Source organism: Rhodococcus sp. NPDC056960 (assembly GCF_042674125.1).
GTDB lineage: Bacteria > Actinomycetota > Actinomycetes > Mycobacteriales > Mycobacteriaceae > Rhodococcus_F.
Genome location: NZ_JBHURF010000029.1, coordinates 41250 through 55230 on the forward strand (window position 1 = coordinate 41250; position 13981 = coordinate 55230).

General features: G+C 65.4%; 15 protein-coding genes. 14 read left to right on the forward strand and 1 reads right to left on the reverse strand.

Going from position 1 to position 13981, the window contains the following annotated elements; translation table 11 throughout:
* Positions 1-57: 57 nt before the first annotated feature.
* The 14 genes from ACFTWF_RS35500 (at position 58) to ACFTWF_RS35565 (ending at position 13309) form a co-directional block, all read left to right on the forward strand.
* The gene (locus tag ACFTWF_RS35500; RefSeq protein ID WP_185725286.1) at positions 58-930 is read left to right on the forward strand and encodes an SDR family NAD(P)-dependent oxidoreductase; all 873 of its coding nucleotides are present in this window, start codon (positions 58-60) and stop codon (positions 928-930) included.
* Positions 931-943: 13 nt separating this feature from the next.
* A complete protein-coding gene (locus ACFTWF_RS35505; RefSeq protein ID WP_378465757.1) occupies positions 944-1177 on the forward strand; it encodes a ferredoxin in 234 nt (77 codons plus the stop codon).
* Between the two features lie 6 nt (positions 1178-1183).
* Positions 1184-2413 (forward strand): cytochrome P450, encoded by a 1230-nt coding sequence (locus ACFTWF_RS35510; RefSeq protein WP_378465758.1) that lies wholly within the window; start codon positions 1184-1186, stop codon positions 2411-2413.
* A gap of 181 nt (positions 2414-2594) precedes the next feature.
* Entirely contained in the window at positions 2595-3197 is a 603-nt protein-coding gene (locus tag ACFTWF_RS35515; protein ID WP_378465759.1) for a TetR/AcrR family transcriptional regulator, read from the forward strand.
* A 470-nt stretch (positions 3198-3667) separates the two neighbouring features.
* The gene (locus ACFTWF_RS35520; RefSeq protein WP_378465760.1) at positions 3668-4723 is read left to right on the forward strand and encodes an ABC transporter ATP-binding protein; all 1056 of its coding nucleotides are present in this window, start codon (positions 3668-3670) and stop codon (positions 4721-4723) included.
* Between the two features lie 95 nt (positions 4724-4818).
* Positions 4819-5631, forward strand: coding sequence for an ABC transporter permease (locus ACFTWF_RS35525; RefSeq protein WP_378465828.1), 813 nt, complete (start codon positions 4819-4821; stop codon positions 5629-5631).
* A gap of 91 nt (positions 5632-5722) precedes the next feature.
* Positions 5723-6508: an MlaE family ABC transporter permease gene (locus tag ACFTWF_RS35530; RefSeq protein WP_378465829.1), complete on the forward strand. Its 786-nt coding sequence runs from the start codon at positions 5723-5725 to the stop codon at positions 6506-6508.
* Positions 6509-6511: 3 nt separating this feature from the next.
* Complete coding sequence (locus ACFTWF_RS35535) at positions 6512-7600, forward strand: Mce family protein (protein ID WP_378465761.1); 1089 nt, start codon at positions 6512-6514, stop codon at positions 7598-7600.
* On the forward strand, positions 7597-8610 hold the full coding sequence (locus tag ACFTWF_RS35540) for an MlaD family protein (protein ID WP_378465762.1): 1014 nt from the start codon (positions 7597-7599) through the stop codon (positions 8608-8610). The genes ACFTWF_RS35535 and ACFTWF_RS35540 overlap by 4 nt, the downstream gene beginning before the upstream one ends.
* Complete coding sequence (locus ACFTWF_RS35545; protein WP_378465763.1) at positions 8598-9623, forward strand: MlaD family protein; 1026 nt, start codon at positions 8598-8600, stop codon at positions 9621-9623. Before ACFTWF_RS35540 ends, ACFTWF_RS35545 begins: the two co-directional genes overlap by 13 nt.
* Before the next feature lies 1 nt (position 9624).
* A complete protein-coding gene (locus ACFTWF_RS35550; RefSeq protein WP_378465764.1) occupies positions 9625-10656 on the forward strand; it encodes an MlaD family protein in 1032 nt (343 codons plus the stop codon).
* A gap of 1 nt (position 10657) precedes the next feature.
* A complete protein-coding gene (locus ACFTWF_RS35555) occupies positions 10658-11665 on the forward strand; it encodes an MlaD family protein (protein ID WP_378465765.1) in 1008 nt (335 codons plus the stop codon).
* A complete protein-coding gene (locus tag ACFTWF_RS35560; protein WP_378465766.1) occupies positions 11662-12621 on the forward strand; it encodes an MlaD family protein in 960 nt (319 codons plus the stop codon). The genes ACFTWF_RS35555 and ACFTWF_RS35560 overlap by 4 nt, the downstream gene beginning before the upstream one ends.
* Before the next feature lie 82 nt (positions 12622-12703).
* Positions 12704-13309: a hypothetical protein gene (locus ACFTWF_RS35565; protein ID WP_378465767.1), complete on the forward strand. Its 606-nt coding sequence runs from the start codon at positions 12704-12706 to the stop codon at positions 13307-13309.
* 25 nt (positions 13310-13334) lie between these two features.
* Here ACFTWF_RS35565 and ACFTWF_RS35570 read toward each other — a convergent pair whose 3' ends face one another.
* Positions 13335-13937: a TetR/AcrR family transcriptional regulator gene (locus ACFTWF_RS35570; protein ID WP_378465768.1), complete on the reverse strand. Its 603-nt coding sequence runs from the start codon at positions 13935-13937 to the stop codon at positions 13335-13337.
* Between the last annotated feature and the right edge of the window lie 44 nt (positions 13938-13981).

Genomic DNA, 13981 nt, shown 5'->3' on the forward strand with positions numbered 1-13981 from the left:
AGGTCCACCCGCACCGCGAATCTCCGGCATCTGACGAACCATCACAGAGGAGTCCCCATGAAACTTCAGGACAAAGTCGCCGTCATCACCGGAGGTGGGTCCGGGCTCGGGCGCCAGGGTGCGCAGTTGTTCGCCTCGGAAGGCGCGAAGGTCGCGGTCGTGGACATCGACGGCGACCGGGCCGAGCAGACGGTGAAACTGGTTGAGCAGCAAGGTGGAACGGCGATCGCCGTCACCGCCGACGTGAGCGACGAGGCAGCCGTCTACCGCAGCGTCGAGACCACCGTCGAGCAGTTCGGCAAGCTCGACATCATGTGGGCCAACGCGGGCGTCGTCTCACGGGGCGGAGTGCCGTCGGTGGCTGGCGGCGAACACGTGGAGTTCCAGGACCTCACGGATGCCGACTGGCAGCACGTCCTCGGGGTCAACCTCAGCGGCGTCGTGTACTCGTGCAAGGCCGCGGTGCCGGCGATGCGGGCCAACGGCGGCGGCGTCATCCTGGCAACGTCGTCCGCGGCGTCCTTCGCCGCCTATCACAGCATCGCGATGTACTCGGCGACGAAGGCCGGTGTCAACGGACTCGTTCGCGGCCTCAGCCTGGATCTCGGGCGGTACGGGATTCGCGTCAATGCCCTCGCCCCCACACACGGAATGTCCCCGAACTTCCTCATGGGTCCGGGCACCCCGGTGATCGGCCAGTCGTACGAGGAGACCGCGGGGCCGTGGGACCCGGGCGTCTCGCCCATTCCGCTCAAGCTGCAGCGCCCGCCGTCCCTCGTGGACAACGCGAAGGTCGCCCTCTTCCTCGCGTCCGACGACTCGGCCTACATTTCGGGTCTCACGCTGCCCGCGACCGACGGCGGCACCCTGTCACGCGTGGCGATGATGTTCGAAGAGGACGCTCCGAATCCGACGGTCCCCGTCGACTGAACGGAGCTTTTCGATGACCATTCATGCGCAGAACCGCGCGCTGTTCCTGCAGGTCGACCGGTCCGCGTGCGCGGGCCACGGACTCTGCTACGGCGCCGCTCCCGAGATAGTCGACTGCGACGACCAGGGCTATCCCGTCGTCGTCGCCGAACCGGTTCCCGCGGAACTACGAGACCAACTGGGTGCCCTCGTCGAGATGTGCCCCGAACGCGCGCTGAGCGTCGAATTCCCGACTTCGGAAGGCTGAGAAGCTGTGACGACTACCCAACTACCCGACAAGCTCATCGTGGACTTCGACGTCTACGACCAGACATTGGCCATGCCCGAGGACGTGTTCCAGGAACGGGCGGCGGCGCTGAGGGCCATCGGCCCGGTCGTCTACTCCACGGCCCACGGCGGACACTGGATCGTGACGCGCTACGAGGAGATCCACCAGGTCCTCCGCGATCCGGAGACCTTCTCCAGCTACCCGAACAACCTCGTCAACGCGGGCCAGGGGAAGTTCATCCCGATCGAGCTCGACCCGCCGGAGCACACGTTCTACCGGCAGGCGCTGCAACCGCTGTTCAGTCCCAAGCGGATGAAGGAGCTCGAGCCCCAGATCCGGGACGTCGTCAACGAGCTGATCGACGACTTCGCGGCGCGCGGCGAAGCCGAGTTCATCTCGGAGTTCGCCCACGAACTGCCGACGCGGGTGTTCCTGGCTCTCATGGGCTGGCCGCTCGAAGACGCCGAGATGTTCACCAAGACGACAGATGTTGCGCTGCAGGGTATTCCCGGTGGAACGGAAGAGGAATCCGCGAAGGCGCGTGAGGACGCGGCCAATCAGATCTTCGGCTACTTCGGTGCCATCGTGGCCGGGGTGCGTTCGGGCGAGAACACCTCGGACAGCCTGACCGCGCAGATCATCAACACCCCGATCGAGATGGAGGACGGGGTACGGCTGCTCACCGACGAAGAGCTGTACCGCATGTTCTTCCTCCTGCTCATCGCGGGCCTGCACACCGTCCAGGGGTCACTTGCCTGGGGGATCATCCACCTCGCGAACAATCCGGGTCAGCGGCAGGAGATCGTGGACGATCCCGACACCATCCCGGCCGCGGTGGAGGAGATCCTGAGGATCGAGGCTGCCGTCATCGCCGGCCGGCGAGCGACGCGCGACGTCGAACTCGGCGGAGTCACGATCGCGGAGGGCGACCAGCTCATCGTGCTGCTCTGCTCGGCGAACCGCGACGGTGGCGAGTTCGAGGATCCCGACGAGCTGCGGATCGACCGCTCGCCCAACCGTCACTTGTCGTTCGGTGCCGGGCCGCATCGGTGCATCGGGTCTCATCTGGCTCGAATCGAGCTCAAGCTGGCCATGGAGGAGATTCACAAGCGGTTGCCCGACTACCGCCTCGTCCCGGAGGACCCGCCGATCCTGCACGCCACGCAGGTACGCGGCTGCATCCGACTTCCGATCACCTTCACGCCCTCGTCCTAGGTTCGAGGCATGTTCGAGGCAGCTGTCCGTGGTCCCCTGGGGCTTCGGACAGCTGCCTCGCTCTTTTGGTGTAATGAACAGGGTGTGGTCGCCACCCATGGTGCAACATTTTACGTGTATTGTCATTTGTATCGCGGCTTGTCGGGGTGGCCGGCCGGAAATGACAGTGTCTGGAGCGAGGATGGCAAGAAGAAAGACCGCGGGCGTCCTGAGTCAGGACGCCGATGTGGCACGGTCTCAGATACTCGTGGCTGCCCAGACGATGATTCTCCGTTTCGGGATCGCGAAGACGACGATGGAGGATATCGCCAAGGAGGCCGGGGTCTCGCGTCCGACCGTCTACCGGTACTTCCAGGACCGCGAAACGCTCACCACCGAGTTGATCAGGTGGCGTTCCCGTCAGACGCTCGAACGCGGCCGGAAGTTCCTGATGGAGTGCGCGACGTTCGAGGACAGGCTGATCGAGGGCCTCATCTACTTGGTCTACGACGGCATCAACGATCCGATCGTGCGCATCCTCGTCAGTCCGGAACACGTCGGCGGAGATTCGTGGCTCGAGACAATCCCGCTGGCGACGAGTCTGACCACCGAACTGTGGGGGCCGATCTTCGACGACGCCAAGGCCGACGGCGAGATGCGAGCGGACATCGACACGGACGAAGCCTGCTCCTGGATCACCCTCGTGCAGCTGATGCTTGCGCCGCGACTGGACAATTCGGATCCGAGCGATCCGGCGCACCGGCAGATGATGAGGCAGTTCGTCCTCCCCGCCTTCCTGTCGTAGTTTTCGCCCGGGTCCCCGACAGCGTCGAAGCCGTGTCCCTCCGAGGGGCACGGCTTCGTTGTGTGTTGGGCACGACGTGCTCTGCTGTTCGTAAATCTAATGGACGTAGCTTCGCGAGCGGATGGCTCCAGTGCCTGGTCACGGCCCGATCGAGCGGGAATGCCTCCGCGCGGGCATATTTCGCGAGGCAATGATTTTGTGAACCACTCTTGCCTGGGTGGTCATCTGGCGTATAACGTAATACGTGCGACGTAATTTGTATCACAGTCGGACGTTGCGAAGTCGGCATCGATCGACTGCAGACCGATGAAAAGTTCTGCCGCGAAGCTCTATTCGACCACAGTTTGTCACCCGGCGTGCGCACGGCGGGATCTCGACGTGCGCGCGGGGAACGACTGTGGGTTCCGGCTCGAGGTCGCGAGTGCCCTGCAACATCCGAACTGGCATTGATGCCTGAATGCACGGAGGTAATGGTGGGAGTCGAGGTTTCCGTCGAGGGACTTACCAAGTCTTTCGGCTCGCAGAGGATCTGGCAGGACGTCACGTTGACTCTTCCGGCCGGTGAGGTGAGTGCGTTGCTGGGCCCGTCGGGTACGGGTAAGTCGGTGTTTCTGAAGTCGCTGATCGGTCTGCTCCGTCCGGAGCAGGGGTCGATCGTGATCGACGGCACCAACATTCTGGAGTGCTCGTCCAAGGAGTTGTACGAGATCCGGAAGTTGTTCGGGGTGCTGTTCCAGGACGGTGCGCTGTTCGGGTCGATGAATCTGTTCGACAACGTGGCGTTCCCGTTGCGGGAGCACACGAAGAAGTCCGAGTCCGAGATCCGCAAGATCGTGATGGAGAAGATGGAGCTGGTCGGTCTGCTCGGGGCCGAGGACAAGCTGCCCGGGGAGATCTCCGGTGGTATGCGCAAGCGTGCCGGGTTGGCGCGGGCGCTGGTGCTGGATCCGCAGATCATTCTGGTGGACGAGCCGGACTCGGGTCTGGATCCGGTGCGTACCACCTACATTTCGCAGACGTTGATCGACATCAACGCGGAGATCGACGCGACGATCCTGATCGTGTCGCACAACATCAATCTGGCGCGGACGGTGCCGGACAACATCGGGATGTTGTTCCGGCGGCATCTGGTGATGTTCGGTCCGCGGGAGGTGCTGCTCACCAGTGAGGAGCCGGTGGTCAAGCAGTTCCTCAACGGCACGATGATCGGTCCGATCGGGATGTCGGAGGAGAAGGACGAGGCGCAGATGGCGCAGGAGCAGGCGATGGTCGACGCCGGTCACCACGCCGGCGGCGTCGACGACGTGGAGGGCATCGTTCCGCAGATGAAGGCGACGCCGGGGATGCCGTTCCGGCAGGCCGTGGCCCGCCGGCAGGAGCGGGTCCGGCACATCATGCACACGTTGCCGGAGAACGCCCAGATCGCGATCCAGGAAAGCCTCGGAGCTGGGTGCCTCGACGAGGAGTGGGATTCGAACGACGCAGACACGCAGGTTCTTCCGGCGTACACAGGAGTAACGCAGTGACGAGTGTGAGGGAGCCGATCGCGGTGGACACCGCGCCGGCAGGTCCGGCCACGCCGGTAGATCGAGCCGCACCGGAGAAGCGGCGACGGCCGCGTCTGTCGTTCGGTTCGGCGGGAAAATACTTGAAGGACAAACCTGTTCGAAGCCTCGAGACGTTGGGGAGATCGGCCGAACTCGCGGCGAACATACTGAGACACACCGTATCCGACACCATTGCGCTGCGGCTGCCCGTCGAGGAGGTGGCCACCCAGATGTGGAAGCTCCTCAAGGTCACCGCACTGCCCGCGCTCCTGATGGCGGTGCCGATCGGCGCCGAGGTGTCCGTTCAGGTCGGTGGAATCATGAACCAGGTCGGCGCGAATTCACTGGCGGGTGCCGCCAGTGGACTCGGCGTGGTGGGACAGGGGGCGCCGATGGCGGCGGGACTCCTGATGAGCGGTGCGGCCGCATCGGCCATCGCGTCCGATCTCGGCGCTCGCGCGATTCGCGAAGAGATCGAAGCGATCCGAGTAATGGGTATCGACCCGGTCCAGCGGTTGGTCGTTCCGCGGTTCATCGCGATGATCGCCATCGCGCCGATGCTGTGCATCGTGATCGTCGCGGCAGGTGTGGCCGCAGGGCTGGTGATCTCCGCGAACGTCAACGACGTGGTGCCCGGCAGCTTCTGGCAATCGTTCGGTTCGTTCGCGACGCCGACCGATCTGGCCTTCTCCGTGCTCAAGTCGGTGATCTTCGCGGCGCTCGTCGTGTTGATCGCCAGCCTGCGCGGGCTCGAGGCGAAGGGCGGCCCGAAGGGCGTCGCCAACGCGGTCAACGCCTCGGTGGTACTCAGTGTCTTCTGTATCTTCATGACCAATCTCGTGGTCAGCCAGGTACAGATGATGTTCTTCCCGGCTCGGTTGGCGTGACGTGAACACACACTCCACGCGCCGTAACGGCCCCGCCGGTGGGATACTCCTGACGCCGTTTCGCTCACTGGGTGGCGCGGTCACCTCGGCGATCGAGGAAATCGGGCAGGTCGCGGTCTTCGCCGCCAAGACGGTCGCATTGCTGCCCACGACACTGCGAAAATACCGCAAGCAGACCATGACCACCATGAACAACATGGCCTGGGGAAACGGCTCGCTCGTCGTCGACGGCGGTGTGGTCAGTCTGATGTTCTTCCTGGGATTGGCCGTGGGCGCCGTGGTGGCGATCCAAGCGTTCATGGCCTTCGATCTGCTCGGATTCGGGGCGCTGACCGGGATCATCGGATCGTTCGGCAATGTCCGGGTGATCGCGCCGATCATCACCGGAATCGGATTCGCCGCTCAGGCCGGCTGCAGGATGACAGCCGAGATCGGCTCGATGCGTATCTCGGAGGAGATCGACGCCACCGAATCGATGGGCTTGCAGGCTATTCCGTTCGTGGTCGGGACGCGGCTGATCGGGAGCATGCTCATCGTGATCCCCGGATACCTGATGGCGCTCGTGGTCAGTTTCATGACCGGCGGGTTCATCATCAAGACTTTTCATCGTCAGCCGGCGGGTACCTACGATCACTACTTCAGTCAATTTCTCAGTGTTCCCGACCTGGTGGCGTCGCTCGTCAAGGCGGTCGTCTTCTGCGCGGTCGTCACGATGATCCACTGCTATTACGGATACTTCGCGAGTGGTGGGCCGGCTGGTGTGGGTGCGGCGTCCGGGCGTGCGATCCGGGCAAGTCTGGTCGCGATCGTGGTCCTGAATTTCTGTATGACCGTGGCGATCTGGGGTCTGAGTCCCGAGCTGGTGTTCAAAGGATGAGGAATGAGTAGAGCACGGAGCCAAGACTTTCTGAGGGGCGTGCCGGGTCGTCAGGCCCGGGTGCTGAACACGGCGGGGCTGGGGGTCGTCGTCACGACGTGCGCGGTGATCGCCGCTGCCGTCTGGGTGTACCCGAGCAGCGCCGAACCGGACGGGATGCCGATCAGCATCGACGTCCCCTACGTGGGGCCGGGCGTCGACTCCGGCACGAAGGTGATCCTGCGGGGTGGCGAGGTCGGTGTCGTCACCGGTCTGGAACGCATGGGCGCGGATTCCGTCCGCATGGACCTTCGGCTCGACCCGAGTCAGATCGCAGGCCTGACCGACGCATTCGACGTCGACTTCCGGCCGCAGAACTACTTCGGTTCCACGGCCGTCAATCTGGTGGGCAAGCCCGGCGGTTCCGAACTGGCGGCGCATCGCACACTCGACCGCACGCCCACAGGAGATTTCACGATGTCGACCATGATCGAGAAGGGGTCGCTGACCGTCGACGGCACGCTGACGGACTCGATGATCGCCGGCCTGGACGAGGTCGTCCGGTACACCGACGGTCTGACACCCATGATCGACGCAGGACTTCTGTTCGCCGACCGGGTGGCGCAGACTCAGCAGGCCCTTCCCAGCGAACTGCTCGGGCGGGTCAACGACATCCTCGCCGTGTTCCCGGCGTTCAACCGCCAGGCGATCGATTCACTGACCCACATCTACAACAGCACGTACAACCAGCGACCCGACGGTTCGGTCGGGGTCGACGACCCGTTCATGGACGAGACCGACGCCGGTCTGACCCTTGCGGCGGGGCAATTGTTCGGACAGGCCGGTCAGTTGTTGAAATCGCACGGCGAGGAACTGACGCCCGTGACCGAAGTGGTCGGAGAACTCGCCGACGTGGTGCCGCACCTGTACGACGGGGGCGCGCGGCCCGAGCGACTGCGTGACGCTGTCGAGCGGCTGGACACGACGTTCGAGGGCAGCGGCGACGGTCAGCGACTCAACCTGCGGATCGTCCTGGACGACCTGCCCGCGCTGGCGGCCCCGCTGGCGTACACCGGTGCCGCGGCGCCGACCGGGAACGGAGCCGGCCGATGAGCAACCGCACCGGATTCGTCGTCACTCTCGTCAAACTCGCCGCGGCGGCCGCGGTGTCCGTGCTCCTCTTCGTCATCGTGATCAGCGCGATGAAGAGTCCGGTGGACAGCGAGACGAGAAGCTATACAGCGGAATTCACCGATGTCTCCGGTCTGGGCGCGCACGGGGACATCCGGACGAAGGGCGTGCGGATCGGCAAGGTCGAATCGGTCGAGCTGATCCGGGACGGCGGGCGGAGTCTCGCGGAGGTGCACTTCACGATGGAGAAGCAGTATCAGCTCACCTCCGGCACGGTTCTGGCGGTGAAGTACCAGAACCTCACCGGGGTCCGCTACATCGATGCGGAGTTTCCCTCGGACCCAGGCGACGCGGTCGATCGTCTGCCTGCCGACAAGACGCGACCCTCGTACGACATCACCGAGTTGTTCAACGGACTGCAACCGGTCCTCGCCACCATGAGCACGGACGACATCAACACGTTCACCGAGAACGCGATCTCCCTGCTCCAGGGTGACGGAAACGGACTGTCGCCGATGCTTGCGGACGCGCAGAAACTCGCCGGTCTCGCCCACGATCGTGAACAGGTCATCTCGACGCTCACCGGCAACCTCGCGCGAATCTCCGACAGCATGGGAGGCCGCTCGCCCGAGGTCGTCGAGTTCCTGCGCTCGGTGAGTTTCCCCATCGCGAAGGCGATGTCGGTCATCGACGAATTCCCGAAGACGGCCGCGTTCGGCCCCGAGTTCCTCACCCCGATCAAACGATTGATCGACGCCCTCGGCCTGCAACCGGGAATGGACGTCGAGAAGATGCTGTCCGACGCGTTCGCGTCGGTGCCGGACACTGCCGAAGCGCTGCGGCTGCTTCCGGTCACCTTCGCCGGACTGCAGGTTCCGCAGACAGCTGCGCGCGGCCCGGACGCCCTCCGGTGCACGAACGGTGTGGCGCAGTTGCCCACCGAAGTCGAGGTCCTGCTGAGAGGGAGCGAGGTCGTCGTATGCAACCCGTGACGAAAAGCCGTGCCGGGCGGATGGGCCGGACGTCGATCGCGGTGCGGTCGCTGATCGGCAGGGAGGTGGCGTTCGGCGCGGGAGTCGTTCTCCTGCTCGTCGTCGCGCTCACGACAACCGCGGTCCTGTACGCGAACCCGCCGGGGCGCACGTCGTTCTCGTTCCGGACCGACGACGCGTCCTCGATCGACATCGGCCAGGACGTCCGGGTGGCCGGAATCGGCGTGGGAACGGTCACGGATGTGTCGATCGAGCCGGACACGGTACTGGTGACGGCGGAGATCGACCACGAGATACCGGTCGGCTCGGAATCCCGCGTCGACGTGCGCATGCTCACCCCGGTCGGCGGCTACGCGATCAGCCTCGTCCCGCTCGGCGATCAGCCGCTCGGCGACGCGGCTCTGCCCGCCTCCCAGGTCAGTGTTCCGTACTCGATCGGAGATGTGCTCCAGGCCGCGCCGCACACGACCGACGACGTCGAGGGCGGCACCGTCGATGCGAACCTCGACGAGGTCGCGCGGGCTCTCGACGAGAACCCGACGTCGATCGCCTCGATGATCTCGGGACTCACCAGCATCGCCCGGGTGATGGATCACCAACGTGCGCAGGTGCGCACCGTCGCGGACCTCGCCGCGGAGTACCTCCAGAGCTTCGAGGCCGATCAGGGCATGGTGTTCGAACTGATCCGTCAGATCGACGTGGTTCTCTCGACGTACAACACCACTCACGCTGGTTTCAACGAGGCGTACCGGCTGCTCGGCAACGTCCTGATGACGATCCAGCCGTTCGAAGCGTTCTATCTCGACCACAAGACGGAGGTGCTCGCAGCGGTGGACCAGGCGAAGACGGTGATCGACGAATTCCGGACGTCGATGGGCCCCGCCATCGACAATCTTCAGGCGTTGCGCGGTCAGCTCGCCGAATGGCTGACACCCGACGGGATGGCCGCGATCAAGGGCGGCACACTCATGGCCTCGGACTTCTGCGTCCCCGTTCCCGGACGGACGTGCTGAGATGCCTGCGACATCACGCCTGACGGTCAAGGTGCTGGCAGTCGTCTGCGCGGCCGCCGTCGTCGGCGGTGCCGGTGTGGCGGTGGCGACGACGGGAGAGCCCGCAGACCGGTCGACGTTCTGCGCGCTCATGCCGGACGCCGTCGGCCTCTACACGGGCAACCCTGTCACCCAGATGGGTTACCAGGTCGGCCGCGTCGAAGGCATCGAACCGCGGGGCGATCACGTGCAGGTCACCTTCTCGCTCGCGAGTGGCCGATCCTATCCGCAGGATGTCCGGGCGGTCACCCGCTCGAAGTCGCTGCTGGCCGATCGGAGCCTCGAACTGGTGGGCAACTACGCCACCGGTCCGGAACTGGAGCCGGCGGAGTGTATCCCGCTGGAGCACAGCCACACCCCGAAGAGCATCTCCGAAATTGCCGGTTCGGCAGCAGATTTCATCGATGCGATCGCTCCGGACGACGGGCAGGAGAACGTTCGGGGAACGGTGGTCGGTCTCGAGGCGGCGCTGCGCGGTCAGGGCGAGAACGCCGCAGACATGATGAGGCATGCCGCGGCGGCGGCTGCCGATCCGGACAAGCTCGTCGCCGACATCGGCTCGTCGATCGCGAACATGGCTCCGCTGACGGACGAAGCGCTCCGGCGCTGGAGTTCGATCCGGTCGATCGTGGAGCAGATGCCGGCGGTCGTGGCCGCGGGGATCGACCTGTGGCCCGGAGTCATCGAGGTGTGCGAGGGAATCGGCTGGCTGGTAGCGACATTGAACGACATCCAGCAGAACTACGGCGCCGACATCTGGCCGTTCGTGCACGGACCGGCGACCGACGCCCTGAAGCTGGCGGCGACGCGGTCGACCGACGTCGCGAGCCTGATCTCGACGATTCCGTCGGTCGCGCCCTTCCTCGCGCAGCAGACGGCGCGCGACGGAGCGCTCTCCATCGCCTATCAGCCACCGACCGTGGCGACGACCGCCACCGGAACCGAGGTGCCGATGGGCCGGCTGCTCGACCTCGTGCTCGCGGGAAGGAAGTGACATGAACCGATCGAGAAGAACGAGGCGGCTTCTGGGCGCCGTGACGGTGGGCGTGGTGGTACTGACGGTGCCGGCCTGCTCCCTGGGCCCGGACGACCTCCCCTCGGTCCGTGCCGGCGTCGGGGAAACGTACGACCTTTCGCTCGAGTTCACCAGCGTGATGAACCTGCCTGCGGGCGCCGACGTGATGATGGACGGGTTGCGGGTCGGCGAGGTCCGGTCCCTGCAGGTGTCCGGGCCGATCGTGACGGTGTCGGCGGGCATCGGAAGTGGCACCCGAATCCCGGCCGACGCGCGCGCGTTCGTCCGTCAGGACACCCTCCTGGGCGATACGTACATCGCGGTCACCGATGAGGGCGGCGGTGCGGCCGGCGAGTATCTGCCCGCCGGGGGCACCATTCCCGTGAGCCGCACCATCTCGCCGCCGCAACTGGAGGACACCATCGCCGTGCTGGCGAACTTCGTCAACGGCGGCAGTATCCAGCGGATCGAAGACGTGATGGCCCGGGTGAATTCCGTGGTGCCCCCGCTCCCGGCCGTGCGCGACCTGGCGTCCGTGGCGGCGCTGGACATGCGGGACCTCGCGGGGCGAACCGAGGAGATCGATCGGACGTTGTCGGGGTTGAACGAGACCGCGCTGTCGTTCGACGACCGGACCGGCGCCTTGTCGGCGATGTTCGACAGTTCCAGCGTGCACTACTGGCGGCGACTCGCGATCTCGGTCGTCGCCCACATCGGCCAGATCCTGCCGTCCGTCGGCAGCGTCTACGAGGGCGGACTGTGGATGGTTCCCATGCTGAACTCCCTCGCCGACACGGGGGACGTGGCGCGCGGGGCCTGGGACGAGGCGCCGGACACGACCGTCGTGCTGTCCCGCTTCCTGCGGAGCAGGATCGTGCCGTTCGCGCAGAAGCCGTCCGTCGACATCGAGGGCATCGAATCAGCCGGGGGAGACCAGATCGTGGCCGACGCGGAGAACCTGCTCCGCATGCTGGGAGCAGTGAAATGACCGTGAAGACGCAATTGTCGATCGTCGGCATGGTGGTGATCGCCGTGTTGTCGTTCCTCTACATGGGCCGAGCGGGCCTGCACGTGAGCCGGTTCGACGACGTGCGCACCGCCACCCTGGAGGTGCCGGACACGAACGGACTCGTCGTCGGCTCACGGGTGCTGCTCCGCGGGGTGGCCATCGGGCACATCAGTGACATGACGACGTCGGCAGACCACATCGAAGTCGCCTGGAACTACGAGAGCGGCCGGTCGATCCCCGCCGACAGCGCGTTCCGGGTCGACAATCTCTCGGCACTGGGCGAGCCGTATCTCGCCGTGCTGCCCTCGTCGAACGCCGGACCGTATCTCGAGGACGGTGCCACGGTCCCGGCGTCGCAGGTGGTGGTGCCGACGACGTTCAAGGAGCTCTCGGAACGCCTGACCAGGCTTCTCGAGCAGGTGGATCCCGAACGGGTGCAGTCGATCTTCGACACGATCGACGTCGCGCTGCCCGACGACTTCGCGGTCCTGAACAATCTCAACCGGGCCGGCGAACTACTCGCCGCGACGCTCACCCAGCAGTCCGACACCCTCACCACGTTGTTCGACACCCTGCAGCCGTTGCTGATGGACAGCGGCACCCTCCCGGAGGGATTCCGGGGCACGACACCGATCGTCGCCGAGTTCGGCAGCGGGTTCCACGACGTGCTCGGCGGAATCCGATTCGCCACCGAGAAGGGTCCGCTGCGCGACGGAATCGCCAACGGGGCAAGTCCTTTCATCGGGGAGCTGCAGACCTTCCTCGACCACACGGCCCCGGACCTCCAGGTGATCGGTGTGAATCTGCTCCCCTCGGTCCAGGCCGGAGCGGCCGCGATGCGGACCGTCGATGTGGGCCGCTTGCTCGACAACGTCATGGCGGCCACCACATCCGGTGACGCACTGACAGTCCACCTCAGCCCGTCCGGACGGTAGCACCGACCGGACCCGACACGTTCTCGATCGTCCACCCCCGGAGATCGGGCAGCCCAGCGAAAGGCGAACGATGCACAAATCGATGGAACTCGTGAACCCCGGAACCACCCCCGAGACCGATCACTCCGATGGTGCGGGCGATCGCGAGCGCCGAGGGGGCAGGAAAGTGCCGCTGCGGTCGGTGGTGATCGGGGGCCTGGTCGCCGTTCTCGTCGTAGCACTGGCCGTGCTCGGGTGGCAACTCCGCAGCACGACGCACGAACTCGACCAACTCCACGACGCGGCGGCGAGCACGCAGCAGGCGGAACGCATCGCCCTCGACTACGCGACCGGCGCCGCCGAAATGGACTTTCGCGACCTGTCCGCGTGGCGGACACGGCTGACGGCGGGAACGTCGCCGGAACTGTCGAACCGTCTCACCCAGGCGGCGACGTCGATGGAGCAGATCATTGCTCCGCTGCAATGGACGTCGACCGCACAACCGATCTCGGCGAAAGCCGAACCGGGACCGGACGGAACCTATTCGGTGGATTGCTTCGTCAGCGTCCTGACGAAGAACAGTCAGGCACCCGACGGGCTGCAGTCGACGGCCACCTACAAGATGACAGTCGACAGCGGTAACGAGTGGAAGATCACCGAGATCAGCGGAATCGACTCGGCACTCGACGGTGACACGGCGCCGCGGTGACCGGTGAGTCGTACGCGGCGGTCTCTCAGCGACCGGCCGGCAGCAGCGAGGGGATGACGAAGGCCCGGAGCTTCTCGCGGAACCGTTCGAGCGAGCCGGTTCCGCCGTTGAGCTGGCTGATGCACATGATCTCGAGTTCCGAGATCCATTCGCACAGCAATGTCGGATCGACGTCCGCCCGGATGTCGCCGGCCTCCTGCGCCTCGCGCAGAATCGGCTCCCACAGTTCACTCGTGAGTTCGACGGCCTTGCCCGACGTGGTCAGCAGGGAGTTCGCCAAGGTCATTTCCGACGGGGAGACGAGGAGGTGAACCATCGGGTCGCGCAGACCGCTCTCGACGTTCTGGCAGATGCCCTCGACGAGTCGCTCCTCGATCGTGGGCCACTTCGCGATGAACGCGCGGGCGGGCGCCATGTTCATGCGCGCGCGTCGCGCGACCGATTCGATGATCAGACTCTCGCGGTCCGAGAAGTACCGGTAGACGGTCGCGCGGGACATGTCGGCCGCGCGGGCGACGTCCTCCATGGTCGTCTTGGTGATTCCGAAGCGTTCGAAGCACGACTCCGCTGCGGAGAGGATCGTCGAGCGGACGTCGGTCGCGGGGTCGTTTCCAGTCCTTGCAGCCACCAGGAAACAGTACCGCCACCATTTCGCATGAGACGCTAGACAAT